Genomic DNA, 23,867 nt, shown 5'->3' with positions numbered 1-23,867 from the left:
ACTCCCCCTGGTCGGGTCCCCGGCCCGGCCGGGTTCGTTCCGCCGGGTGCGGAACCTCCCGGGCAGGCGCGCAGGACCGTCTCCGGCGACTGCTCGGCCATGGCTTGGCCGGCGCCGCCGAGGGGGACGGGTTGTCGGTCTGGCACTCGACCACCTCCACCGGTGCAGGCATAGTCGACCACACATCAGCCCCAAAGTGCACGTGTGTTACGTGACGTGTCACGTGCCCGCGACCCAACATCCACTTGCCGTTGGGTGAACCGAAGCGACGGAAGGACTGTTCCACCCCGTGAACGCCGTGCTCAGCGCCCCGCCAGCGTGCATCTCCGACCCCAGCACGTGGTGCTCGCAGGTCTTTTCGATCACGCACAACGAGTGGCTCGCCGGTTCGGCGGGCTGGCTCGTGACCAAGCCGCTGCGGATCATCCTGATCCTGGTCCTCGCGTTCGTGGTGCGGTATCTCACACGCCGGGTCATCGACCGCGTGACCACGCTGCCGCGCGGCGGCAACGGCAAGCTGCCGGCCCTGTTGAGACCGCTGCGCGAACGCGCCCCCGACGTGCTCGGCCCGGCCGTGGTGGAGCGGCGCCGGCAGCGGGCCACGACCATCGGCTCGGTGCTGAAGTCGATGGCCACGTTCTTCACCTACGGCCTGGCGTTCATCCTCGTGCTGGGTGAGCTGGGCATCGATCTGGCGCCGATCATCGCGTCGGCGGGCATCGTCGGGGTCGCCCTCGGGTTCGGCGCGCAGAACCTCGTGCGCGACTTCCTGTCGGGCATCTTCATGATGATCGAGGACCAGTACGGCGTCGGCGACGTGATCGACATCGGCGCGGCGACCGGCACGGTCGAGGCCGTGGGCCTGCGCATCACCACGCTGCGCGACCTGCAGGGCACCGTCTGGTACGTGCGCAACGGCGAGGTGCTGCGCGTCGGCAACTCCAGCCAGGGCTTCGCCGTGGCCGTGGTCGACGTGCCGCTGGGCTACTCCGCCGACGTCGACCTCGCCACGACCGTGCTCACCAACGCGGCCACGAAGGCGGCCGAGAGCGACGCGCTCTCCGTCAACGTGATGGAGCCGCCGGAGATGCTGGGCGTGGAGAAGGTCACCCCGGAGGGCATCCAGCTGCGGCTGACGGTGAAGGTGCGGCCCGGCAAGCAGTGGGCCGTGCAGCGGGCGCTGCGCGCGCACCTGCTCGCCGCGCTGGAGGAGGCGGGCTTCGAGCCGCCGCTCGGCCGGTACTTGTCCGCACCGGGCGCCGACAAGTAGCCGCGGTAAGGGCAAGATGGAGGGGTGTCGACTGTGAGTGGCTCCGAACCCGCGAACCTGTACGAGGCCGTGGGCGGTGAACCGACGTTCCGGCGGATCGTCGCGCGCTTCTACCAAGAAGTGGCGACCGACGAGATCCTGCGCCCGCTGTACCCGGAGGAGGACCTCGGCCCGGCCGAGGAGCGCTTCCGGCTGTTCCTCATCCAGTACTGGGGCGGCCCGCACACCTACTCCGACCGCCGGGGCCACCCGCGGCTGCGGATGCGCCACGCGCCGTTCAAGATCGGCCCGATCGAGCGCGACGCCTGGCTGCGCGCGATCCGCGTGGCGGTCGACGAGGAGAACCTGCCCGAGCCGTACCGCGAGCAGCTGTGGGCCTACCTCGAGATGGCGGCCAACAGCATGATGAACAGCTTCGTCTGATGAGACGCGGGGTGGCGGGCCACCGCCGGCCGCCGGAGGACCCGCCCCGCCCGGCGTGGTGGGCCGACGCCGTCTTCTACGAGGTCTACGTGCGCTCGTTCGCCGACTCCGACGCCGACGGGGTCGGCGACCTCGAAGGCATCCGCAGCCGGCTGGGGTACCTGGAGCTGCTCGGTGTCGACGCGCTGTGGCTCACGCCGTTCTACCGCTCCCCCATGGCCGACCACGGCTACGACGTGTCCGACCCGCGTGACGTGGACCCGATGTTCGGCACCCTCGGCGACTTCGACGTGCTGCTCACCGAGGCGCACAAGCGCGGCATCAAGGTGACCGTGGACATCGTCCCGAACCACACCAGCAACCGGCACTCGTGGTTCAAGTCCGCCATGGCCGCCGCGCCCGGCAGCCCCGAGCGCGACCGCTACGTCTTCCGCGACGGCCGCGGCCCCGACGGCTCGGAACCGCCCAACAACTGGGTTTCCGTGTTCGGCGGGCCCGCGTGGACGCGCGTGCCCGACGGGCAGTGGTACTTGCACCTGTTCGCGCCGCAGCAGCCGGATCTCAACTACGCCAACGCCGACGTGCGCTACGACCTCGAGCGCACGCTGCGCTTCTGGCTCGACCGCGGCGTCGACGGCTTCCGCATCGACGTGGCCCACGGCATGGCCAAGCCGCCCGGCCTGCCCGACATGGACCCGCGCGCGGCCGGGTTCGGCGGCGGCGAGCACTACGACCCGCGCTTCGACGACGACGGGGTGCACGAGGTCCACCAGATGATCCGCAAGGTGCTCGACGAGTACCCGGACACGATGGCCGTCGGCGAGATCTGGGTGCACGATGACGAGCGCCTCGCGCGCTACCTGCGGCCCGACGAGCTGCACCTGGCATTCAACTTCCGCCTGGTGCTCACGCACTTCGACGCCGACGCGATGCGCACGTCGATCGAGCGGTCGCTGGCCGTGCCGCGCGCGGCCGGCGCACCCGCCACGTGGACGCTGTCCAACCACGACGTATGGCGCACGGTGAGCCGGTACGGCGGCGGCGCGGCCGGGCTGCGGCGCGCGCGGGCCATGGCGCTCGTGGAGCTGGCGCTGCCGGGCGCGGTCTACCTGTACAACGGCGAAGAACTGGGCCTGCCGAACGTCGAGACCCCGCCCGAGGCGATGGCCGACCCGCGGGCGCGCAGCCAGGGCCCGCAGTTCAGCCGGGATCCCGAGCGCGCGCCGATCCCCTGGGAGGGTTCGCTGCCGCCGTTCGGCTTCTCGCGCAACCCGCGCACGTGGCTGCCGATGCCGCCCGAGTGGGCCGGGCTCACCGCGGAACGCCAGCTGGAAGACGCGTCGTCCACGCTGTCCCTGTACCGGCGGGCCGTCGAGCTGCGCAAGACGCAAGCGGCCTTCCGCGTTGGTGACGAGCTGGAGTGGTACGGCGCGCCCGCCGGCTGCTTCGCGTTCCGCCGCGGCGGCAAGGGCGGGCTGATCTGCGCGCTGAACACGTCGGCGAGCTCGATCGCCCTGCCGCCCGGCGAGCTGCTGTTGTCCAGCAGCCCGCTCGTGGACGGCAGGCTGCCGCCGGACTCGGCGGCGTGGCTCGTCTGAGCCTGGTCGAGAGGGAAGGTCAGTGGAGCGGGAAAGCTAGCCGCGGGCTCCGGCCTCGAGTCCCAGCATGGCCAGCAGGCCACGCAGGTCGTCCACGTCGCGAGCACGGCCGGCGACGGTCCGGGCGGCCTGGTCGCGCTGGTGGCGCAGCCCCAGCTCCGCGGAGACGCGGGCTCGGGCGAACTCACTGGTGTCGGGGGACAGCGGACGACGTTCCGAGCGCATCAGGCTCCTCTGTGAAATGCAGTCGTCGAGAGACAGGTGGGACGACGGCCGGACCGAGCAGCCGGCTCGGGCCTCGCGGTCGGCCGAAGACGACGCCGGCTCTGCTGCCGGCGCGCGGGAGAACTCTCTCGACGTGACCGACGCTACACGACGTGCCCCCACGAGCACAATGAAGCACTGGTCAGCACCAGCGCCGGTCCACCTTTTGTCCACAAGGGACAGACAGGGTTGACTGGTTCCAGCCACCGTGGCCCACCTGATCAGCGGGCTGGTGCGACCGCGTCCGACATGGTTAACTGGCCGCGGTCATATTTTGTGTTCGTGCGGTGGGTACTCCCCGCAGCCACGCTCGCAAGATGCGCGGGCGTAGTGGTTCTCCGTCACCGGAAGATCAAACCGTCGGTCTTCGACCCGGGTGCCGAAGTGGTACCTCGATCGTTTTCAGTGGTGGAGACATTTATGACGCAAGGCACCGTGAAGTGGTTCAACGCCGAAAAGGGCTTCGGCTTCATCACGCCGGACAACGGCGGTGGCGACGTGTTCGTGCACTACTCCGAAATCCAGGGCAACGGTTTCCGTAGCCTGGAGGAGAACGCGCGCGTGGAGTTCGAGATCGGCCAGGGCCAGAAGGGGCCGCAGGCCACTTCCGTCACGATTCTCTGACGTCACAACGGTTTCTCCGAGGGGTCGGTGCCACGTGCACCGGCCCCTCGGCCGTTCTCGGGGAAGTACCGGGGAACCTCCTGAGGAACATCGCCGGGAACCTCGCGGGCGAGCGGTTCGTTGAACGAGAAGGTCGTGGCCGGCCCTCGAGGCCGGACCGCACGAACGGTGTGTACCCCAGACTGGCATCGCTGCCCGGGCACACCGTCGAACCGGCCTCGGTCCTGCAGGGTGCAGCGACCGGACCAGCTCGACAGGAGCGTTCCAGCATCGACACCCCTCGCGCCACCCTTCCCTCCCCTGCCCCAACCGCGTCGAGCACGGCGACAGCCGTCCGTGAACGGCCCGCGCCCGAGCCCATGCTCGCCGGCCGCAAGACGGGCACCGAAGCCTTTCTCGTGAAGCTGTTCGCCGTGGTCCCCCTGCTGGCGGTCGTCGCCGCGGTGCCCCTGGCCTGGGGCTGGGGGCTCAGCTGGCTCGACATCGGCCTCGCCGTCGGTTTCTACTACCTCACCGGCCTCGGCATCACGATCGGTTTCCACCGGTACTTCACCCACGGCGCCTTCCGCGCCCGTCGCGGCCTGCGGATCGCGCTCGCCGTGGCCGGCAGCATGGCGATGCAGGGCCCCGTGATCGCGTGGGTCGCCGACCACCGCCGCCACCACGCCTACTCCGACCGCGACGGCGACCCGCACTCCCCGTGGCGCTTCGGCACCACGCCCGCCGCGCTGGCCAAGGGTTTCTGGCACGCGCACATGGGCTGGCTGTTCGACCGCGACAAGACCAACTCGCGCCGCTTCGCTCCGGACCTGCTCGACGATCCGGACATCCGCCGCATCGACGGCCTCTTCCCCGTGCTGACCGCCGTGACGCTGCTGGCGCCGGCGCTGATCGGCGGCCTCGCCACGATGAGCTGGTGGGGCGCGCTCACGGCGTTCTTCTGGGCCGGGCTCGTGCGCGTGGCGGCGCTGCACCACGTGACGTGGTCGGTGAACTCGTTGTGCCACATGATCGGTGAGCGCCCCTTCGAGGCGCGGGACCGCTCGGCCAACTTCTGGCCGCTGGCGATCCTGTCGTTCGGCGAGTCGTGGCACAACTCCCACCACGCCGACCCGACCGGCGCCCGCCACGGCGTGGGCCGGGGCCAGCTGGACACGTCGGCTCGGCTCATCTGGCTGTTCGAGAAGCTGAACTGGGCGTCTCAGGTTCGCTGGCCCCGCCCGGAGCGGCTGGCGCGAAAGCTCAAGACCGCCTGACGACGGGGCGGACACGTCGTTCCAGCCGGGCCGCCAGCTCGCCCCGATCGGCGGCGCGGCTGGGCGGCGTGGTCCACGCGCCGTTGTCGGGGGCCGAGACGACCTCGACGACGAACCGGCCGACGAGGGCGGGCTCCGGGACGACGTCTCCACCCAGACGCGCGACGACGAGCGGCGGCTCGGCCGGCCGCGTCTCCACGGAAAGCGTCCAGCCCTGCCGGGAGTTCCAGAGCAACATCAGGTCACGGCCGGGGTAGCGCGGCGAGCGGCGGCTCAGTGCCACGTAGGCCGTGACCGTGTCGGCGACCTCGCACGACGTCCCCTCCACGGAGACGTCCACGGCTTCGGCCACCGCGCGCACGTAACCGACCAGCGCGCGTCTCAGCACCAGTGGGTCTTCGTGTACGGCTTCGGTTGTCAGACGATCGGGACCGGACAGGAGCATGGGTCTCCCCTCCACCGTCGGCAATTCGGCTCTGGCGGGCGGAAACGGCCTGCGGCCCGCGTGCGCGCAAAAAGTCACGACAACCGGCGGTGCGGTGTTCGAGGTCGCGCCGAATCGGACATCGGCGGCTGATCCGGCACCGACTCTACCCGGAGTTTCGGTCCACGGGGACCACCTAACCGCTCTGACCTCCGTTCATTCCACCCGAACCGTTGCCGGAATCGGCCACTGACGTGGCGATCCACGCCGCGAACAATGCGGCCTGCACATATGGAGCGGCCTCACCCACGGCTCGGCCGACCCTCGAAAAACGCCCTCGCGTGATCTGCTGCCCCACGCCTTCGGGCTCCTCGGCGTCCACCGGGCGGTCGGTACGCCACGGGATCTGCTCGGCGCGCACGTCGGCGAGGAATTCCGCCGTCGGGTCGCCGTCGGAGTCGGTCATCCACCCACCCTCGCACCACAACTGTGAAAGCACCACGGCCACAAGAAAATCACAACAATTCGAGGAGAGAAGGGGCAATGCCACCTGCCTGAATCGGCGTCATTCCAGACAAAGTGACAGACACGATGACCGGGCGAGGCACGCGAAAAGGTCTGCTTCGCCCGCGAGTCAGCCGAATGTCTTCGTGAAAAACTGCCCCTCGGCCGGCGTGATCCGCCGGGGCCGGTGCGTGACGGTGTCGAACGGCGCGATCAACGTTTCCGCCGTCACGGCCACCGGGTCCGATTCGTCCGGCCCCGTGTGCAGTCGGTAGGCCAACGTGAGGCTGGCGGCCCGCAGCCGGGTCAGCGTGACCTCGACCCGGGCCGGTGTGCCTGCCTCGACGACGACCGGGCGCCGGTAGTGCACTTCGAGTTTCGCGACCACGATGCCCTTGGTCATCTCGACGAGCCCCAGCGCGGCCGCCTCGGGAAACACCTCGATCCGCGCCTCTTCGAGCATCGTGACGATTTTGGCGTGGTTGACGTGTCCGAAGGCGTCCATGTCCGACCAGCGCGGCCGGATGTGCGTGACGTGACTCATCGGACCGGTCTTCCGGCAAGAGCCAACACGGTGGCACTGAAGTTCGTCGAGCAGTAATTACCGTCGCTGACGATCATGGTTCCACGATGATCGTCAGCAACGGCAGGCACCACGTCTGCCCGGGAATCGGGCATATCAGAAGAGAAGGGGCAACAACGCGTGCCTTCTCTTCAGTACTGCCCCATATCGGGCATCCAGCCGGAGCCACGAGTCCGTGGCTGTCACGCGGACCACGTCGCCGGCGATGGACGAGTCGAACAAGCCCATCCCGGACAAGGCGAACAGGCAGCGCAGCTGCACCTTCACCTCGAGCTCGCCGCCGGTCACGGTGAGCACGGTCTGATCCATCAGGGACGCCGGCGGCGTGCCGTGCGGGCCGACGTTGTCGCGGGCGAGCGTGACGCCGCGGTCGGCCAGGTCGGACACCACGCCGACCGGCAGGTCGTCCACGAGCTGCCAGCGGCCGGGCGCGGGCAGCTCCGCGTGCCAGAGCAGATCGCGCGCGGGACCGGGGTCCATGACCTCGCCGCCGGCGACCGTGAGGGCCGCCAGCAGCTCGTTGCCCGACACGGTGATATCGGCCGGGGTCACGGTCCCCGCCACCGCGCGGGTGGCGAGGACCTCGAACGGCGTGGCCGTCCACGCTTCGACAACGCCACCGTCGCCGGAAACCCGGTTGCGCAGCCGTACCGCGGTGTTGCCGTCGAGCCGCACCGCGCGGGCGACGAACGCGCCGAGCGTGTCTCGGTCGCCCGCGTCGGGGATGCGCAGCTCAGGCATCGGCGAACACTTTCTTCAGGAACTCGGTCTCCTCGGCGGAAAGGCGCCGCGGCCGCAGCTTGACGGTGTCGTACGGCGCCAGCACGGTCTCCGCGGTCGCGGCCACCGGGTCCGACTCCTCGGGCCCGGTGTGCACGACGTAGGCCAGCGTGACGGTGGCCGCCTTCATCTCGGTGAGCGTGATCTCCACCCGCACCGACGTCTCGGGCGTGACGACGATCGGCGCGCGGTAGTGCACGCCGAGCTTCACCACGATCACGCCTTTGGGCAGCTCGGTGAGCCCGGCTTTCACCGCGTCACCGAACAGCACCGGGATCCGCGCCTCTTCCAGGAGCGTCACCATGTTGGCGTGGTTGACGTGCCCGTACAGGTCCATGTCCGACCAACGTGGCCGGACGTGCGAAACGTAGGTCAACGGACTGTGCTCCTGATCTGGCGCGCCGCCACCGACAGGGTCGCGAGGTCGAGGCGCCCGGAGCGGGTGATCTCGTCGAGCGCCACGCGGGCGCGCGACAGCCGCGACGCGTTGGTTTTCTCCCACTGCGCGATCTTCGCGTCGGTGTCCACGTCCAGGTCGCTGTGGCGCAGCGCGTCGAGCGTGATGGCGCGCAGCGAGCCGTACACGTCGTCGCGCAGCGACAGGCGCGCGAGGGCGTGCCAGCGGTTGCCGCGTTCGAGCGCGCTGATCTCGGTGAGCATCTTGTCCACGGCCAGGTGGTCCGACAGCGCGTAGTACAGCTCGGCGGTGTCGGCCGGGCTGTGCATCGCGTCGAGCCCCACCTGCTGCTCCGCCAGCTCGGCGACCTCGACGACGTCGAGCAGGCCGTAGCTGTGCAGCAGCAGCGCCACACGGCGGGCGAGATCGGCGGGCACGCCGTCGGCGACGAGCTTGCCGGCGTGCTCCTCCACCGACTCCAGCTCGCGGCCGCGCAGCAGGTCGCCCAGCTTCGGGCCGAGCTCCGCGACGACCGGGCCGAACCGGTTGATCTCGGCCAGCGGCGCGAGCGGCTGCGGGCGGTTGGTGAGGAACCAGCGGGCGGCGCGGTCGAGCAGCCGGCGCGTCTCCAGCACCATCGCGTCGGCGACCGCGGTGGGCACCACGTTGTCGAGCGCGTCGATCTCGGCCCACAGCTTCGGCAGGTCGTAGACGTGGGTGACCACGGCGTACGCGCGCACCGCGTCGGTCGCCGTCGCGTTCATCTCCTCCATGAGGCGGAAGACGAACGAGATGCCGCCGCCGTCCACGAGCTCGTTGGTCACGAGCGTGGTGATGATCTGGCGGCGCAGCGGGTGCTGCGTGATCGCGTCGGTGAACTGCTCACGCAGCGGCTTCGGGAAGTACTCCGGCAGCCGGCGCGTGAACACCTCGGAGTCGACCAGCTCGCTGGCCAGCAGCTCGTCCTTGAGGTCGAGCTTCACGTGGGCCAGCAGCGTCGCGAGCTCCGGCGACGACAGGCCTTCGCCCGCCTTCTCCAGCGCACGGAACTCCGAGGACGAGGGCAGGGCTTCCAGCTTGCGGTCGAAGGCACCCTTCGCGACGAGCGACGACACCTGGCGCGCGTGCACCGACACCATCGGGCCGGCGTGGGCCCGGCTCACGCCGAGCACCGCGTTCTGCCGGTAGTTGTCGGCCAGCACCAGGTCGGAGACCTCGTCGGTCATCTCCTCCAGCAGCGAGTTGCGCCGCGTGTGCTCGAGGTCCCCGGTCGCCACGAGGTGATCCAGCAGGATCTTGATGTTGACCTCGTGGTCGGAGCAGTCGACGCCGGCGGAGTTGTCCAGCGCGTCGGTGTTGATCTTGCCGCCGGCCCGCGCGAACTCGATACGGCCGAGCTGGGTCAGGCCCAGGTTGCCGCCTTCGCCCACGACCTTCACGCGCAGCTGGTTGCCGTTGACGCGGATCGCGTCATTGGCCTTGTCGCCCGCGTCGCCGTGGGTTTCGGTCTCCGCCTTGACGTAGGTGCCGATGCCGCCGTTCCACAGCAACTCGACCTGCGCCAGCAGGATCGCCTGGATGAGCTCCATCGGCGGCAGGTGCGTGACGCCTTCGGCGATGCCGAGCGCCTCGCGCACCTGCGGGCTGATCGGGATCGTCTTGGCCGAGCGCGGGTAGATGCCGCCGCCCTCGCTGATGAGCGAGCGATCGTAGTCGTCCCACGAGCTGCGCGGGAGGTCGAACAGCCGGCGCCGCTCCGCGAACGACGACGCGGCGTCCGGGTTCGGGTCGAGGAACACGTGCATGTGGTTGAACGCAGCCACGAGGCGGATGTGCTCGCTGAGCAGCATGCCGTTGCCGAAGACGTCGCCCATCATGTCGCCGATGCCGACGGTCGTGAAGTCCTCGGTCTGGGTGTCCTTGCCCAGCTCGCGGAAGTGCCGCCTCACGCTCTCCCACGCGCCCTTGGCGGTGATGCCCATGGCCTTGTGGTCGTAGCCGACCGAGCCGCCGGAGGCGAACGCGTCGCCGAGCCAGAAGCCGTACTGGCCCGAGACCTCGTTGGCGATGTCGGAGAACTTCGCGGTGCCCTTGTCGGCCGCGACGACGAGGTAGCTGTCGTCGGCGTCGTGGCGCACCACGCCCGGCGCGGGCACGGTCTTGCCCTCGACGCGGTTGTCGGTCAGGTCCAGCAGGCCCGAGATGAACATGCGGTAGCACGCGATGCCCTCGGTCAGCTGCGCGTCGCGGTCGAGGCTCGCGTCGCCGGTGGGAGCCGGCGGGCGCTTCACCACGAAGCCGCCCTTCGCGCCCACGGGCACGATCACGGCGTTCTTCACCGCCTGCGCCTTGACCAGGCCGAGCACCTCGGTGCGGAAGTCCTCACGCCGGTCGGACCAGCGCAGGCCACCGCGCGCGACCTCGCCGAAGCGCAGGTGCACACCTTCCACACGCGGCGAGTACACGAAGATCTCGAACTTCGGCCGCGGTTCCGGCAGGTCCGGCACGCCGCTCGGGTCGAGCTTGATCGCGAGGTACGGCCGCGAGGCGCCGTCCGCGTCCGTCACGTGGTAGTTCGTGCGCAGCGTCGCGTTGATCACGTCCATGAGGCGGCGCAGGATGCGGTCCTCGTCGAGGCTCGTGACCTCGTCGATCATCGCGGTGATCTCGCCGACGAGCGAGTCCTCCCGCGTCTTGCGGTCCACATCGGACAGTTGCGGGTCGCAGCGCGTCTCGAACAGGTTCAGCAGCCGCATGGCCACTTCGGTGTGCTCGAGCACCGTGTTCTGGATGTAGGACTGGGAAAACGGGCTGCGGGCCTGCTGCAGGTAACGCGAGTACGCGCGCAGCACGGCCGCTTGGCGCCACGTGAGGCCGGCGCGCAGCACGAGGCCGTTGAAGCCGTCGACCTCCGCGTCGCCGCGCCACGCCGCGTGGAACGCGTCCTGGAACCGCTCGCGCAGCGCGTCGAGCGCGACGGTGCTGCTCTCGTCGAGGTACTTCGCCTCGATGCGCAGGCCGAAGTCGTAGATCCAGCTGGCGCCGCCGTCTTCGCGGAACAGCTCGTACGGCCGTTCGTCGACGACCTCGACGCCCATGGCCTGCAGCACCGGCAGGACCTTCGACAGCGTCACGCCTTCGCCGCGCAGATAGAGCTTGAAGCGGCGCTCGCCCGGCTCGGCGTCGGCGGGCAGGTAGTACGACAGCGCGAGGTCGCCCTCGTCGGCCAGCGTGTCGAGCTTGCGCAGGTCGGCGAGTGCCTCGTCGGCGGTGAAGTCCTCCTTGTAGCCCTCGGGGAACACCGCGGCGAAGCGCTGGCCCTGGTCGACGGCGGACTCCTCGCCCATCACGCCGACCGGCTGGCCGTCGCCCGCGCGCTCGCGGCGCTCGGCGAGGATCGCCTCGACCATGCGGTCGTCCCAGCTGCGCACGACGGTGTTGAGCCGTTCCTGGATCCGCAGCGTGTCGGGCTCGATCCGGTGCGCGGGGTCGGTGTGCACGATGAAGTGCACCTGCGCGAGCACGGTCTCGCCGATGCGCGCGCTGTACTCGAGCTGAGTGCCTTCCAGCTCCTCCAGCAGCACCTTCTGCATCGCCAGCCGCGAACGCGTGGTGTAGCGGTCGCGCGGCAGGTAGACCAGGCAGGAGTAGAAGCGGCCGTACGGGTCGCGGCGCAGGAATAGCCGCAGCCGGCGGCGGTCTGAAAGCGTGATGGCGCCGGTCGTGGTGGCGTAGAGCGAATCGGTGTCGGCGGAGAACAGGTCGGCGCGCGGCCAGTTCTGCAGCACCTCCAGCATCCGCTGACCGGAGAACGACTCCATCGGGAACCCGGCGCGGTGGATGACCTCGCGCACGCGCTTGCACACCACGGGAATGTCGAGCACGTTCTCGTGCAGCGCCGTGGTGGTGAACATGCCGAGGAACCGGTGCTCGCCGGTCACGTTGCCCTCGTCGTCGAACGTCTTCACGCCGACGTAGTACGGGTACACCGGCCGGTGCACGGTCGAGGGCGCGCTCGCCTGCGTGAGCACTAGCAGGGTCGGGGAAAGCGCGTTGGCGTAGTCGTCCGGGCCCGCGGTGAGGCTGCGGGCGGCGAGGCTGTCCTGGCGCAGTACACCGAGGCCCGACGCGAGGACCGCGCGCAGCGCCGGCTCGTCGGAGTCGGGGTGCGGATTCTCCACCAGCTCGTAGCGGCGGTAGCCGAGGAAGGTGAAGTGACCGTCGGCGAGCCAGCGCAGCAGCCGGGCGCCCTCGTCGACCTGCGCGAGGTCGGGCAGCTTCGGCGGGTTCTGGTCCAGGAACTCCGCGACGGAGACCGCCGTCTGCGCCATCTTGTCGGCGTCCTCGACGACCTCGCGGACGTCACCCAGCACGGAGGCGAGCCGGTTGTCCAGCTCGCGGGCGCGGTTCGGGTCGGTGACGAGGTCGATCTCGAGGTACATCCACGACTCGGCCGCCGACATCGCCGGCGGGTTCGCCGGGTCTGCGTCGGGGTGCAGGCCCGCGAGCTCGCCCGTGACGTCGCGGCTGACCACGACGATCGGGTGGACGATGCGGTGCACCTGCACGCCGTCGCGCGCGAACTCGGCCGCCACGCTGTCGACGAGGTAGGGCATGTCGTCGGTGACCACCTGCACGACGGTGGCCTCGCGGGTCCAGCCGTCCTGCGCCGCGGTGGGGTTCAGCAGCCGGACCGCCGGGCGTCCCGGCATGCGCTGCTTCGCCAACTGCAAGTGCGAGCGCACCGCGCCGACGAGCGCCACGGGGTCGTCACCGACGATCTCCTCGGCCGGGATGTGGCGGTAGTACAGGCGGATCAGGTCACCGATCTCGGGCGCCAACGCCGCGGCGGCGTCGATCAGCTCGTCCCGGAGCTGCTCCGGGCTGGCCGAGCGACGCAACGCGCCGACCTCGGCACCGACATCTGTTCCGGGCGGGGACGAGACTCCCGTCGAGCTCATGTGAGACAACTCTCCAGTTTCGAGATCGAGACGCGTCCGTCACCACAACGTGGCGGACACCCCCACACTAATCCGACCCCGCCGGGCCCGTGACAAAGACCAGGAGTTGTCCAGACTTACGTTTGCCTTACAGGACGAGGACTTTCGGCGTTGATCGGTTCAGCTACCCGGGAGTCGGGTGATACCCGTTCACGGGGGAATCCCTTGGCACTGGGCGCGCCCCGGGTGTCCGGTGGTGCCGGACCGGGTTCGTGATCGGTTCAGTCCGCGAGCGGCCGCACGGAACCGCGGCGGCCAGACCGGAAAAGGTTGCCTTCCGGCACTGCGAGGATCCCCACACCGAAACCGCCCGGACGGGCGACCCCGATGCCGTGATCCGACGGAGAGGTGCCCCGAAGCCGGCGTCGTCAAACCCGGTGGAGCTCATCGGTTTTCGGGTACGCCAAAGGTGCGTTGCGCGGACAGGGGTTCGGAGCCGGCCTCAGTCGCCGTTGCGCTTGCGCTCCCCCGACGCGTGCCCGTTGACCGGACGGCGCTTGTCGTCGTCTTCGGAGCCCAGCCGCTTCACCAGCGCGGCGGCACTCGCCGTTCCCGCCTGGTGTTCGGCCAGCGCGCGGGCCAGCAGCTCGGCCAGCCCGGCGTCCGGCGGCGGCTCGTCCTCGGCGATCGCCCGCGCGTAGCTCTCCGGGAAGGGCTGCGACGTCGGCGTCCACGAGTCGAAGTCCTCGAGCGGATCCAGAGCCGGCGGCATCCGCAGCCGGGGCAGCCACGGGTCCACGGCTTCCTCGGACACCGCTTCGTCACGCGGCGCCGGTGCCAGGTCCGGGGTCTCGCGCTTCCACGGCGGGTCCGTCACGTCGGAGACGGCCTCGGGCTCCTCCGTGCGCGCGGTTTCCTCGCGCGCGCCGGCCTCGTCCGCGCGCCGGCGACCGCCACCGCTGCCCCCGGAGATCCCCAGGCGGTCCAGCACGGACCGCGCGGCGACCGAACCGTGTTCCGCGTCGTGCCGGGTCTTGCGGCCGCGGGAGACCTCGTCACGGCGCGCGCGTTCCTCACGGGCCCACTCGTCGCTCTCCCAGAGCGGCGCGGCGGGCTCCTCCGCGGGCGCGGGGGCCATCGGCAGTTCGGGCAGAATGTCCGACAGGTCCGGCAGCGACAGGCGCGGCAGGTCCTCGGCCACGGCCGGGGGCTGCGGGGCCGGCTCTTCGCGCACGACCTCGGCGACGGGTTCCGGCTTCGGTTGCGGAGCCGGCACGGCTTCGGGCTTCTTGAACGGCTTGACCCAGCCCGGCAACGCCGCCGGCCGTTCGGGTGCCGCCCGGCGGCCGGTTCCCGCGGATGCCTGGCGAGAAGACGAGTGCGACCCGTTCACGGGCCGCTTGGCCGGTGGCGCGGGCGGCTCGGCGACGCGCGGTCGTTCCGGAGCCTCGGCCCGCGGCGCGGACAGCGTGAAGCGAGCGACCTGTTCGGCCGGGGCATCGGTCCGTTCGGCGGGCGCCGCGGGTTCCGGCTCGTCGCGGATCACCGGGATCACCGACGTCCGCTCGACCTCCGACTCCGCGGCCCCTCGCCCGAAGGACCACGTCGGCGTGTTCGGCGCGGATTTCTCCGGCTTGCGAACAGGTTTCTCCGACTTGCGAACGGGCTTCTCCGGCACCGAACCGGCCGCGCGCACATACGTCGTCTCTGCCGGTGCGGCGGGCCGCGGCCGTGTTTCCGGACGCGCCGGGGTTTCCGCCGGCGACCGGATTTCCTTCTGCGGCTGGGTTTCCTTCTGCGGCTGGGTTTCCGCACGCCGAGCGGTCGCCACGGCTGGCTTCGCAGCGGCCGGCTTCGCGGCCGCCGGTTCCGGGGCAGTCCGTTCCGGGGCAGCCGGTTCCGCCGGGATCGCCCGGATCAACGCCGTCGTCTCGACGTCGCGCACCGGCGGCTCCACGGCCATCGGCACCGGACGGCCGCCCTGCGGCGCCGAGCGCGCGATCACGTCGTCGAGGTCCAGCGGCGCCACCGTGTCGGCGCCGAACTCGCCCGCGAGCAGCCCGCACGCCTGGCGGCGAGCCCGCGAGTGGACGTGTTCCGCCGCACGCGAGCGGTGCAGGCACGCGATGGCTTCCTCGGCACTGCCGAACCGTTCCTCGATCTGCGCCAGCTCCAGCCAAAGCCGCGCGGTGATCGCGGACAGCCCGTGGCGATCGGTGCTCGCCACAGCTTCGCGCACCAGCTCCGACGCGGCGTCGCCGGCACCCGCCGGCAGGTGAATCCGCGTGGCCACGGCCAGCCGCAGCCACGCCGTGGGCGCGACCCCCGCCGCCCGCACGGGCTCGTTCAGCATGGGTTCGGCGATGTCGTACGCCATGCCGGTGTCGCCGCGGTCGAGCAGCGTGCTCACGAGCTGCAGCACGAGCCGCACGCGCACGAGGCCGCCGTCGTCGCCGGGTTTGTCCAGCTTCTCCAGGAAACCGAGGCCGGTACGGGCGGCGTCGGCGGCCGCGGTGAGGTCACCGTGGCGGCGCCGGTGGGCCGCGGCTCCGTTGCGCAGCAACGCTCGCACGAGCAGCCGGGTGTCGGCGTCGAGTGACTCGTCGGCGACCACCAGCTTGTCGGCCTCCACGAGCACGCGGTCGAGCTCCGGCTTGCGGCCGAACTGCGCGAGGCAGCCCACGAGGTGGCACAGCGCCTCGGCGCGGTGCACGGCCGAAACCGCCGGCTCCGACAGCACGGGCCGCAGCGCCGCGAGCCCGGTCAGCGGCGTGCCGAGGCTGCGCGCGCACACCGCCAGGTCGATCCGCAGCCGCGCGGCCGTGTCGGTGTACCCGGCGTGCTCCGCGGCTCGCAGCGCGGCGACCGCGCGCCCGACGGTCGAGGTGCGACCGCCGAGGCGCACGCGCGCGGCGACCACGAGGCTTTCGGCGCGGATCCACTGCTCGTCCGCGCCCGCGGCCTCGGCGAGCGCGGCCGCGCGCTCGCCGAGCACCAGGGCTAGTTCGGGCGCGCGCAGGTGCAGCGCGTCCGCCCGCTCGATCAGCCGCCCGAGGTCGGAGAGGGTCGCCCCGCCGGCAGCAGCGAGCCGCCCGCCCGCGGGTGCGGGCGAGCTCGACCGGTTGTGCCTGCTGGCTTCCACTCCGGCCCCCGGCGTCAGTCGCGCTTCAGCTTGCGATGAGTGACCCGGTGCGGCCGCGCCGCTTCGGCGCCGAGGCGCTCGACCTTGTTCTTCTCGTAGCCCTCGAAGTTGCCCTCGAACCAGAACCACTTCGCCGGGTCTTCGTCCGTGCCTTCCCACGCCAGGATGTGCGTGGCGACCCGGTCGAGGAACCACCGGTCGTGGGAGATGACCACGGCGCACCCGGGGAACTGCTCCAGCGCGTTTTCCAGCGAGCCCAGGGTTTCCACGTCCAAGTCGTTGGTCGGCTCGTCCAGCAGGATCAGGTTTCCACCCTGCTTGAGCGTCAGCGCCAGGTTCAGCCGGTTGCGCTCACCACCGGAGAGCACGCCCGCCGGCTTCTGCTGGTCCGGACCCTTGAAGCCGAACGCGCTCACATACGCGCGCGAAGGCATTTCGGTCTGCCCGACGTGGATGTAGTCGAGCTTGTCCGACACGACCTCCCACACCGTCTTTTTCGGGTCGATGCCGGCGCGGTTCTGGTCCACATAGGACAGTTTGACCGTCTCGCCGATCTTGACCGAGCCGCCGTCCGGCTCCTCGAGCCCCACGATCGTCTTGAACAGCGTGGTCTTGCCGACGCCGTTCGGGCCGATCACGCCGACGATGCCGTTGCGCGGCAGGTCGAACGACAGCCCGTCGATGAGCACGCGGTCGTCGAAGCCCTTGCGCAGCTTCTCGACCTCGACCACCACGCTGCCCAGGCGCGGGCCCGGCGGGATCTGGATCTCCTCGAAGTCGAGCTTGCGGTGCTTGTCGGCTTCGGCCGCCATCTCCTCGTAGCGGTCGAGGCGCGAGCGCGACTTCGTCTGGCGCGCCTTGGCGTTGGACCGCACCCACTCGAGCTCGGTCTTGAGGCGCTTGGCGAGCTTCGCGTCCTTCTTGCCCTGGACCTCGAGGCGCTCGCGCTTCTTCTCCAGGTAGGTGGAGTAGTTGCCCTCGTAGCCGACGACGCGGCCGCGGTCGAGCTCCATGATCCACTCGGCGACGTTGTCCAGGAAGTACCGGTCGTGGGTCACGGCCAGGACGGCGCCGGCGTAGTTCATGAGGAACTGCTCCAGCCACAGCACGCTTTCGGCGTCCAGGTGGTTGGTGGGCTCGTCGAGCAGCAGGAGGTCGGGCGCGGACAGCAACAGCTTGCACAGCGCGACCCGGCGGCGCTCACCACCGGAGAGGTGGTCGACGGGCTCGTCCGGCGGCGGGCAGCGCAGCGCGTCCATCGCCTGCTCGACCGTGGAGTCGAGCTCCCACGCGTCGGCGTGGTCGAGCTCCTCCTGGAGCTTGCCCATCTCCTCCATGAGCTCGTCGGTGTAGTCGGTCGCCATCTGCTCGGCGATCTCGTTGTACCGGTCGAGCTTCTGCTTGGTCTCGCCGAGGCCTTCCTCGACGTTCTGGCGGACGGTCTTCGTCTCGTCCAGCTGCGGCTCCTGCATGAGGATGCCAACGGTGGCACCCGGCTGCAGGAACGCCTCGCCGTTGCTGGCCTGCTCGATCCCCGCCATGATCTTGAGAACGGTGGACTTACCGGCACCGTTCGGCCCCACCACGCCGATCTTGGCGCCGGGGTAGAACGCGGTGCTGACGTCGTCGAGGATGACCTTGTCCCCGACGGTCTTGCGCACCTTCTTCATGGTGTAGATGAACTCGGCCATACAAGCGATCGTAGAGTGGCCCGATCCGCGCCCTGACGGCGGTCACCACCGCGCTACCGAGGGTCATGCCCACATCACGCGGACGACATCATCCGCGCGGTCATTCCGCCCGTTTGCCGTCGGCCAGGTTCTTGAGCATCGCGTTGTAGGCGGCCAGCTCTTCGCCGCCGGTGTTCTCCTCGCGGCGGTCCTTGCGCTTGGCCTCGCGCTCGTCGGCGCGCGCCCACTGCACCAGCAGCGCGATCAGCACCAGCAGCACGGGCACCTCGCCCGCGGCCCACGCGATGCCGCCGCCGAGACGCTGGTCGGTGAGCAGGTCGCCGACCCACGGCAGGCGCAATGAGGTGTAGAACTCCTGGCCGATCACGGCCTGCATGTTCATCAGGATCACGCCGAAGAACGCGTGGAACGGCATCGCGGCGAACATCATCCCGAGCCGGCCGACCGGCGGGATCTTGCGCGGCGCCGGGTCGACGCCGATCACCGGCCAGTAGAAGACGTAGCCGGCGAGCAGGAAGTGGGCGTTCATCGCCAGGTGCGCCCAGTGGTAGTTCAGGGCGGAGTCGAACAGGCCGGAGAAGTACAGCGCGTAGAACGAGCCCACGAACAGCAGCAGCGCCACGACGGGGTGCGTCAGGAACCGGGAGACGGGCGAGTGCACGGCCGCCAGGAGCCACTCACGCGGCCCGGGCGGCGCGCCGGCACCGGCGGTCGGCAGGGCGCGCAGCGCGAGCGTCACCGGGCCGCCCAGCACCAGCAACACGGGCACGACCATCGACAGCAGCATGTGCGTGCCCATGTGCACGCTGAACATCGCCGGCGAGTAGCGGCCGATGCCCGACGACGAGGCGATCAGGAGCACCAGGCAGCCGGCGAGCCACGCGACGATCCGGCCGGTGGGCCACGTGTCACCGCGCTTGCGCAGCCGCCGCACGCCGGCGAGGTAGAGCCCGGCCAGCACGATCGCGGCCGTGCCGTAGACCAGGTCGAACCGCCAGTCGGTGAGCAGGCGCCAGAAGGTGGGCGCGCCGTCGAGGTTGTACCCGATCAGCAGCTCGGTGGTGGAGGGCTGCGTGACGGCGTCGGCCGGGGGTGGTGTGCGGGCGAGGCCGGACGCGATGCCGAGCGTCACGAACATGATCAGCACCTCGACGGCCGCCAGCCGCAGCAGCTGGCCGCCGCCCTTGCCGTCGACGAGGTCGCGCACACCGCGCTGGCGCTGCTGGTGACCGAAGACGCCGAGCAACAGCAGCGCGACGACCTTCGCGACCACGAGCAAGCCGTAGTCGGTGGTGAACAGGTCACCGAGGTTGATGCGCACCAGCGCGTTGATCACGCCGGAGATCGCCATCACGACCCAGCAGACCAGGGCCAGCTTGGAGAACCGCCGGGCGGCCAGCGAAAGGTGCGCACCCCGGCGCCAGCCGAGAGCGAGCAGCGCCACGAGACCGCCGACCCACACCGCGGCGGCGATCAGGTGGAACAGCAGGCTGTTGGTGGCCATGTCGTGCGAGCCGCCGCTCGCGGAGTGCCCCGTGACGGCAACCGGCACCAGGCCCGCGACGGCCACGAAGAACAGCACGGCCGTCCAGCCCCACGTGAGCACGAGCCGGCAGCCGAGGGCGAGCAGCACCGCGATGAGCGCCGTCCACAGCCAGGCCTTGGGCTGCTCGATCGCGTCGACGAGGTCCAGCAGCGTCTGGGGCGAAAGGACTTCCAGGAACGGCTTGCCGGCGCCGTCGGCCGCGGTGAAGGCCACCGAGAGCAGCGACGAGGCGAACCACACCCATGCGGCGATGCCGGCCGCGCGCACAGCGGCGTAGCCCTCGGGGCCCAGCGTGCCGGACTTCTGCGGCGGCACCAGGAACGCGGCCAGCAGCAGCGCGCCGACGCAGACCACGGACGCGGCTTCGGCAAGCACCCGGACGGCCGTGATGCCGTAGCGCGTGACCAGCCCCGGGTCGGGCAGACCGGCGATCAGGTACCCGGCACCACCGGTGAGCGCCACGAGCCCGACCGCGACGACGGCGGCGATCACCACGCCCACTGAGAGCAGCGGCAGCACACTGGTCCTGCGCCGCGCCGTGGGTTCGGGTTTCGTCACTGCGTCCGTGCTCACCGTTCGAGACTAGGCCGGTCCCGTTTCCCGCGGCACGGGGGTGCGGACGGGCATGATGGTTTCGTGCGGATCATCCTGCTGCGTCACGCCGAGTCCCTTGGGAGCGTCGACCAACTCGCCTACACCCGGATCCCGGACCACGCGATCCCGCTGACCGAGAAGGGCCGGGCGGAGGCCGCCGCGGCGGGGTCGGTGATCAAGGAACTGCTGCGCGGCGAGCGCCCTGCCGTGTACGTGAGCCCCTACCTGCGCACCCGCGAGACCCTGCGGCAGCTGGACATCGAGAGTGACTGCGACCGGGTGGTGCAGGAGCCGCGGCTGCGCGAGCAGGACTGGGGCAACCTCCAGGACCCGCAGGACCAGGAGGTGCAGCGGCAGCGGCGGCACGAGTTCGGGCACTTCTTCTACCGGCTGCCCTTCGGCGAGTCGGGCGCCGACGTGGACGACCGGGTGGCCGGTTTCCTCGCCGAGCTGCTGCACAGTGGCGGAACTCACCCCCGCAGCGTGCTGATCGTCTCCCACGGCCTCACCTTGCGGCTGCTGTGCCGCCGGCTGTTCGGCTGGAGCGTGGACCTGTTCGAGTCGCTGTCGAACCTGCGCACGTGCGAATACCGCGTGCTGGAGCACGACGGGGACAAGTGGGCGCTCGACCGGCCGTTCAGGCAGTGGCGCGAGTCACCGGACGGGGAGACCCAGGGCTAGTTCCTCACGCCGCCGCGCGCGGGCCGCGACGAGGGCGGCCGGCACGATCAGCGCGGCGATGAGGCCGACGACCACGAACGACACGGAGTAGGACGTCGCCTGTGCGATGCCGCCGATCATCGGCGGACCGGCGAGGAAGCCGGAGTAGGCGATGGTGCTGACGAACGCCAGCTCGCGTTCGCCGCCTCCGCCGTCGGCGCGCTTCCCGGCGCTGCCGGCCAGGCTCAGCGCCAGCGGGAACGCCGCGGCGAGGCCGGCGCCGGCCAGCGCGAAGCCGACGTATGCGAAGGCGGCCGGCGTGAACACGGCGGTGCCGATGAGACCGATCGCCGCCACGCCCGCGCCGACAGCGAGGGAACGCGTGGCGCCGAAGCGTTCCTGGCTCCACGCGCCACCGAGCCGGGCCAGGGCCATGGCGAGCGAGAACCCCGAGTAGGCCAGCGCCGCCGCGCCCTGGCCGACGCCGTGGACGGTCACCATGAGCAGGGCCGACCAGTCGGAGCTCGCGCGCTCGGCGATCGCCGAGCACAGCGCGACGGCCGCGAGCAGCCACAGGGCGGGCCGGCGGATCGGCGCTTTCCCGCGTTCCGGCGGCGTGGTCTCCTTCGGCGGCCGGTCCCCCGGCACGGCCTTGAGCACGGCGACGAGCACGACCAGGGCGGTTACGGCGGCCACGGAAAGGTGGCGCGCGGGCGACCAGCCGTGGCCCGCGGCCAGCCCCGCGAGCAGCGAGCCGGCGAGTGCGCCGAAGCTGAACCCGGCGTGCAGCGTCGGCATCACGGCGCGGCCGGTGCGGCGCTCGACGGCGACGCCCGCGATGTTCATGGCGACGTCGAGGGACCCCACGCCCGCGCCGAGCACGAACAGGGCGCCGGCGAGCAATGGCACGTTCGGCGCGAAGCCGACGAGCGCGAGCGCGACGGCGGCCACCACGGTGCTGCCCGCGACGGCCGCGCGGGCACCCACGCGTTCGGTGATCCGGCCGGAAACCGGTGCGGCACGCAGCATCCCGACGCTCGCGCCGAGCAGCGCGAGCCCGAAGACGCCCGGCACGGCGTGCACGTGGGCGGCGATGGCGGGCGTGCGCGGGGCCCACGAACCGAGGGCCGCCCCGTTGAGCGCGAAGACCGCGAACACCGCCGTCCGGTCGCGCATCAGTCACCCCTTCGTCGACGGGAGCCCTTGGCCCAGAATGACTTAAGCGCTTCAGAGGGTCAAGGCCGCGCTATGCTCCGCCGATGACGAGCACCCGGCGCCGGCGTCCGACGCTGGACGACGTCGCCGAAGCGGTCGGGGTGTCCCGCGCGACGGTCTCGAACGCCTACAACCGGCCTGACCAGCTGTCGGCGCAGCTGCGGGAACAGGTGCTGCGCGCGGCCAAGGAGCTGGGGTATCCGGGGCCGAACCCGACCGCGCGCAGCCTCGCCACGAGCCGGACGGGCGCGATCGCGTTCCTGCTCGACGCGTCGCTGTCGGCGGCGTTCTCGGACCCGGCGCTGTCGATCACGCTCGACGCGCTCGCGAAGGCGGTGGAGCCGACCGGCCACGCGCTGCTGCTCTTGCCCGGCGGCGAAGCGCACGGCGGGCCGGCGTCGGAGCGCGTGCTGGCGGCGCAGGCGGACATCGCCGTGGCCTACTCACTGGCCGACGGCAGCCCCGCGCTGGAGGCCGTGCACGACCGCGGCTTGCCGCTCGTGGTCATCGACCAGCCCCTGCTGCCCGACACCGCCCGCGTCGGCTGCGACGACCACGGCGGGGCCGTCCTGGCGGCGCGGCACCTGCTGGAGCTGGGACACCGGCGGTTCGCGATCCTGTCCGCGCCCCGGCTGTCGCCCGAGGGCCCCTCCGGCCTGGAGTCCGCGCGGGCGAGCTCATTCCACGGCACGCGCGAGCGCCTGGCGGGCTACCTGTCGACGCTCTCCGCGGCCGGCGTGACCGACGTCGCGGTGGCCGAGGCGCCGTGGCTGTCGGCGGACACCGCCCGGGCGAGCGCCGCGGAACTTCTGACCGCCACCCCTCGGCCGACGGCGCTGCTGTGCATGTCCGACCAGCTGGCGCTGGCCGCCGTCGCCGCCGCCCGGCAGCTGGGCCTGCGCGTGCCCGACGACGTCTCGGTGGTCGGCTTCGACGACACCCCCCAGGCCGCCTGGGCGGAGCCGCCGCTGACCACCGTCCGCCAGGACCTCGCCGGCAAGGGCCGCACCGCGGGCGAGCTGATCCTGCACTTGCTGGCCGGCGACAATCCGCCTCCGCCGGTGGTGCTCCCGGTGTCGTTGATCCGCCGAAACAGCACAGCCGCCGTTTAGCAATACCGTTCACCGATCTGTGGACAACTCGCGCCATTCGAGCGACGGAATACTACTTGTCCACAGACGTAGGAATGCGGGCAGACAAACCCACCCCCACCCGCCATCGTAGAACTCACACATTCCACGGCGGCCCCTTCGGCCGCCACCGAGGGGGGAGTTCCCACGATGTTCCGACGCCTGATGCCGAAGCTGCCCGCTTTCCCCGGCCACTCCGGATGGCCCACCACACCGTCGCGCCTGCCCGGCTTGCCGGCGCGCCTGCCGCGCGTGCTCCTGCTGGCAACAGCGGGCCTGCTGGCGGGGACGGGGATGGCTTCTGCTGCGCCTTCCTCGCAGGCCGCCTCTGCTATGCCTTCAGCCCAGCCTGCGCACGCCTCTGCGTCTCCGTCGACTCACGCCTCTCCGACGGCCCATCACCTCGCCCCTTCGGCTCCCGGCCCGGCACTCACCCATCCGGCTACTTCGGACCCGGCTTGCACCGTCGGCGAACTGTGCCTCTGGACCACCGAAAGCTACTCCGGCACCACTCAGCACTACGACCTCCGCACCGCGAATCCCGAAGACTGCATTCCCCTGCCCGAGGGATTCGAAGGGCATTCCTTCGTCAACCGCCTGACCCGCGACGTCACCATCTACCAAAGCGAAGAATGCACGACCGAGGGAGACTTCACCACCTACCCGGGTGGCGGCACTTACGTTCCGCAATCCCCCTTCGTGGTGCGCGCCATCAAAATCTGGAACTGACGCGCCCGCCGCACCCCGGGGCCTCAAGCACCCCCGCCTGTCACCCCGGGGCGCACCCACTCCGTGGCGCACCCTCCCGCCTCGCAGCCGCGGGCCG

At 71.0% G+C, this 23,867-nt stretch carries 19 protein-coding genes; 8 read left to right on the top strand and 11 right to left on the bottom strand.

Features of this window, described 5'->3' with window-relative positions; genetic code table 11:
- Window positions 1–289 precede the first annotated feature (289 nt).
- From QRX50_RS21640 to QRX50_RS21630, 3 genes are read left to right on the top strand one after another with little or no spacing between them, the layout of a single operon-like run.
- On the top strand, window positions 290–1,270 hold the full coding sequence (locus tag QRX50_RS21640) for a mechanosensitive ion channel family protein (RefSeq protein WP_285973728.1): 981 nt from the start codon (window positions 290–292) through the stop codon (window positions 1,268–1,270).
- A 33-nt stretch (window positions 1,271–1,303) separates the two neighbouring features.
- Window positions 1,304–1,693, top strand: a complete 390-nt coding sequence (locus tag QRX50_RS21635; protein ID WP_285973727.1) for a globin — start codon at window positions 1,304–1,306, stop codon at window positions 1,691–1,693.
- Entirely contained in the window at window positions 1,693–3,291 is a 1,599-nt protein-coding gene (locus tag QRX50_RS21630) for a glycoside hydrolase family 13 protein (protein WP_285973726.1), read from the top strand. The genes QRX50_RS21635 and QRX50_RS21630 overlap by 1 nt, the downstream gene beginning before the upstream one ends.
- Window positions 3,292–3,327: 36 nt before the next feature.
- On the opposite strand, the gene QRX50_RS21625 is transcribed toward QRX50_RS21630, so the two are convergent.
- Window positions 3,328–3,516, bottom strand: coding sequence for a hypothetical protein (locus QRX50_RS21625; protein ID WP_220242999.1), 189 nt, complete (start codon window positions 3,514–3,516; stop codon window positions 3,328–3,330).
- A 459-nt stretch (window positions 3,517–3,975) separates the two neighbouring features.
- Between QRX50_RS21625 and QRX50_RS21620 the strand changes: the two genes are divergently transcribed.
- Window positions 3,976–4,179 carry a cold-shock protein gene (locus QRX50_RS21620; RefSeq protein ID WP_220243000.1) on the top strand — a complete coding sequence of 68 codons (204 nt, stop codon included), beginning with the start codon at window positions 3,976–3,978 and terminating at the stop codon, window positions 4,177–4,179.
- Between the two features lie 359 nt (window positions 4,180–4,538).
- Entirely contained in the window at window positions 4,539–5,435 is an 897-nt protein-coding gene (locus QRX50_RS21615) for an acyl-CoA desaturase (protein ID WP_285973725.1), read from the top strand.
- On the opposite strand, the gene QRX50_RS21610 is transcribed toward QRX50_RS21615, so the two are convergent.
- The 9 genes from QRX50_RS21610 to QRX50_RS21570 all read right to left on the bottom strand — a co-directional run bounded on the left by QRX50_RS21610 (window position 5,422) and on the right by QRX50_RS21570 (window position 20,015).
- Complete coding sequence (locus QRX50_RS21610; protein WP_285973724.1) at window positions 5,422–5,823, bottom strand: DUF6292 family protein; 402 nt, start codon at window positions 5,821–5,823, stop codon at window positions 5,422–5,424. The genes QRX50_RS21615 and QRX50_RS21610 overlap by 14 nt on opposite strands.
- Before the next feature lie 232 nt (window positions 5,824–6,055).
- The gene (locus QRX50_RS21605; RefSeq protein ID WP_285973723.1) at window positions 6,056–6,325 is read right to left on the bottom strand and encodes a hypothetical protein; all 270 of its coding nucleotides are present in this window, start codon (window positions 6,323–6,325) and stop codon (window positions 6,056–6,058) included.
- Between the two features lie 168 nt (window positions 6,326–6,493).
- Window positions 6,494–6,907, bottom strand: coding sequence for an acyl-CoA thioesterase (locus QRX50_RS21600; protein WP_285973722.1), 414 nt, complete (start codon window positions 6,905–6,907; stop codon window positions 6,494–6,496).
- A gap of 135 nt (window positions 6,908–7,042) precedes the next feature.
- Window positions 7,043–7,687 carry a DUF8010 domain-containing protein gene (locus QRX50_RS21595; RefSeq protein WP_285973721.1) on the bottom strand — a complete coding sequence of 215 codons (645 nt, stop codon included), beginning with the start codon at window positions 7,685–7,687 and terminating at the stop codon, window positions 7,043–7,045.
- Window positions 7,680–8,102, bottom strand: a complete 423-nt coding sequence (locus QRX50_RS21590; RefSeq protein WP_285973720.1) for an acyl-CoA thioesterase — start codon at window positions 8,100–8,102, stop codon at window positions 7,680–7,682. Before QRX50_RS21590 ends, QRX50_RS21595 begins: the two co-directional genes overlap by 8 nt.
- Window positions 8,099–13,084 (bottom strand): NAD-glutamate dehydrogenase, encoded by a 4,986-nt coding sequence (locus QRX50_RS21585; protein WP_285973719.1) that lies wholly within the window; start codon window positions 13,082–13,084, stop codon window positions 8,099–8,101. The genes QRX50_RS21590 and QRX50_RS21585 overlap by 4 nt, the downstream gene beginning before the upstream one ends.
- Before the next feature lie 481 nt (window positions 13,085–13,565).
- Window positions 13,566–16,205, bottom strand: coding sequence for a hypothetical protein (locus QRX50_RS21580; protein WP_285973718.1), 2,640 nt, complete (start codon window positions 16,203–16,205; stop codon window positions 13,566–13,568).
- Between the two features lie 14 nt (window positions 16,206–16,219).
- Entirely contained in the window at window positions 16,220–17,896 is a 1,677-nt protein-coding gene (gene ettA / locus QRX50_RS21575; protein ID WP_285973717.1) for an energy-dependent translational throttle protein EttA, read from the bottom strand.
- A 100-nt stretch (window positions 17,897–17,996) separates the two neighbouring features.
- Window positions 17,997–20,015 (bottom strand): bifunctional copper resistance protein CopD/cytochrome c oxidase assembly protein, encoded by a 2,019-nt coding sequence (locus QRX50_RS21570; protein ID WP_285973716.1) that lies wholly within the window; start codon window positions 20,013–20,015, stop codon window positions 17,997–17,999.
- Window positions 20,016–20,078: 63 nt separating this feature from the next.
- Between QRX50_RS21570 and QRX50_RS21565 the strand changes: the two genes are divergently transcribed.
- Window positions 20,079–20,717 carry a histidine phosphatase family protein gene (locus QRX50_RS21565; protein WP_285973715.1) on the top strand — a complete coding sequence of 213 codons (639 nt, stop codon included), beginning with the start codon at window positions 20,079–20,081 and terminating at the stop codon, window positions 20,715–20,717.
- Here the strand turns inward: QRX50_RS21565 and QRX50_RS21560 are convergent.
- Window positions 20,691–21,872, bottom strand: a complete 1,182-nt coding sequence (locus QRX50_RS21560; protein WP_285973714.1) for an MFS transporter — start codon at window positions 21,870–21,872, stop codon at window positions 20,691–20,693. The genes QRX50_RS21565 and QRX50_RS21560 overlap by 27 nt on opposite strands.
- A gap of 83 nt (window positions 21,873–21,955) precedes the next feature.
- On the opposite strand from QRX50_RS21560, the gene QRX50_RS21555 reads away from it, so the two are divergent.
- Both QRX50_RS21555 and QRX50_RS21550 read left to right on the top strand, forming a co-directional pair.
- A complete protein-coding gene (locus tag QRX50_RS21555; RefSeq protein ID WP_285973713.1) occupies window positions 21,956–23,023 on the top strand; it encodes a LacI family DNA-binding transcriptional regulator in 1,068 nt (355 codons plus the stop codon).
- A 168-nt stretch (window positions 23,024–23,191) separates the two neighbouring features.
- Window positions 23,192–23,770: a peptidase inhibitor family I36 protein gene (locus tag QRX50_RS21550; RefSeq protein ID WP_434533301.1), complete on the top strand. Its 579-nt coding sequence runs from the start codon at window positions 23,192–23,194 to the stop codon at window positions 23,768–23,770.
- The last annotated feature ends 97 nt before the right edge of the window (window positions 23,771–23,867 follow it).

Origin of the sequence: Amycolatopsis sp. 2-15, from assembly GCF_030285625.1 — a bacterium.
GTDB classification, from domain to species: domain Bacteria; phylum Actinomycetota; class Actinomycetes; order Mycobacteriales; family Pseudonocardiaceae; genus Amycolatopsis; species Amycolatopsis carbonis.
This window is presented reverse-complemented; position numbering and strand designations above follow the sequence as displayed.

Excerpts from the sequence above, each read along its gene's own strand:
- QRX50_RS21605 (WP_285973723.1), bottom strand. The coding sequence starts at position 6,325 with ATGACCGACTCCGACGGCGACCCGACGGCGGAATTCCTCGCCGACGTG.
- QRX50_RS21585 (WP_285973719.1), bottom strand. The coding sequence starts at position 13,084 with ATGAGCTCGACGGGAGTCTCGTCCCCGCCCGGAACAGATGTCGGTGCC.
- ettA (WP_285973717.1), bottom strand. The coding sequence starts at position 17,896 with ATGGCCGAGTTCATCTACACCATGAAGAAGGTGCGCAAGACCGTCGGG.
- QRX50_RS21630 (WP_285973726.1), top strand. The coding sequence starts at position 1,693 with ATGAGACGCGGGGTGGCGGGCCACCGCCGGCCGCCGGAGGACCCGCCC.
- QRX50_RS21550 (WP_434533301.1), top strand. The coding sequence starts at position 23,192 with ATGTTCCGACGCCTGATGCCGAAGCTGCCCGCTTTCCCCGGCCACTCC.
- QRX50_RS21555 (WP_285973713.1), top strand. The coding sequence starts at position 21,956 with ATGACGAGCACCCGGCGCCGGCGTCCGACGCTGGACGACGTCGCCGAA.
- QRX50_RS21620 (WP_220243000.1), top strand. The coding sequence starts at position 3,976 with ATGACGCAAGGCACCGTGAAGTGGTTCAACGCCGAAAAGGGCTTCGGC.
- QRX50_RS21625 (WP_220242999.1), bottom strand. The coding sequence starts at position 3,516 with ATGCGCTCGGAACGTCGTCCGCTGTCCCCCGACACCAGTGAGTTCGCC.
- QRX50_RS21595 (WP_285973721.1), bottom strand. The coding sequence starts at position 7,687 with ATGCCTGAGCTGCGCATCCCCGACGCGGGCGACCGAGACACGCTCGGC.
- QRX50_RS21600 (WP_285973722.1), bottom strand. The coding sequence starts at position 6,907 with ATGAGTCACGTCACGCACATCCGGCCGCGCTGGTCGGACATGGACGCC.
- QRX50_RS21560 (WP_285973714.1), bottom strand. The coding sequence starts at position 21,872 with ATGCGCGACCGGACGGCGGTGTTCGCGGTCTTCGCGCTCAACGGGGCG.
- QRX50_RS21615 (WP_285973725.1), top strand. The coding sequence starts at position 4,539 with ATGCTCGCCGGCCGCAAGACGGGCACCGAAGCCTTTCTCGTGAAGCTG.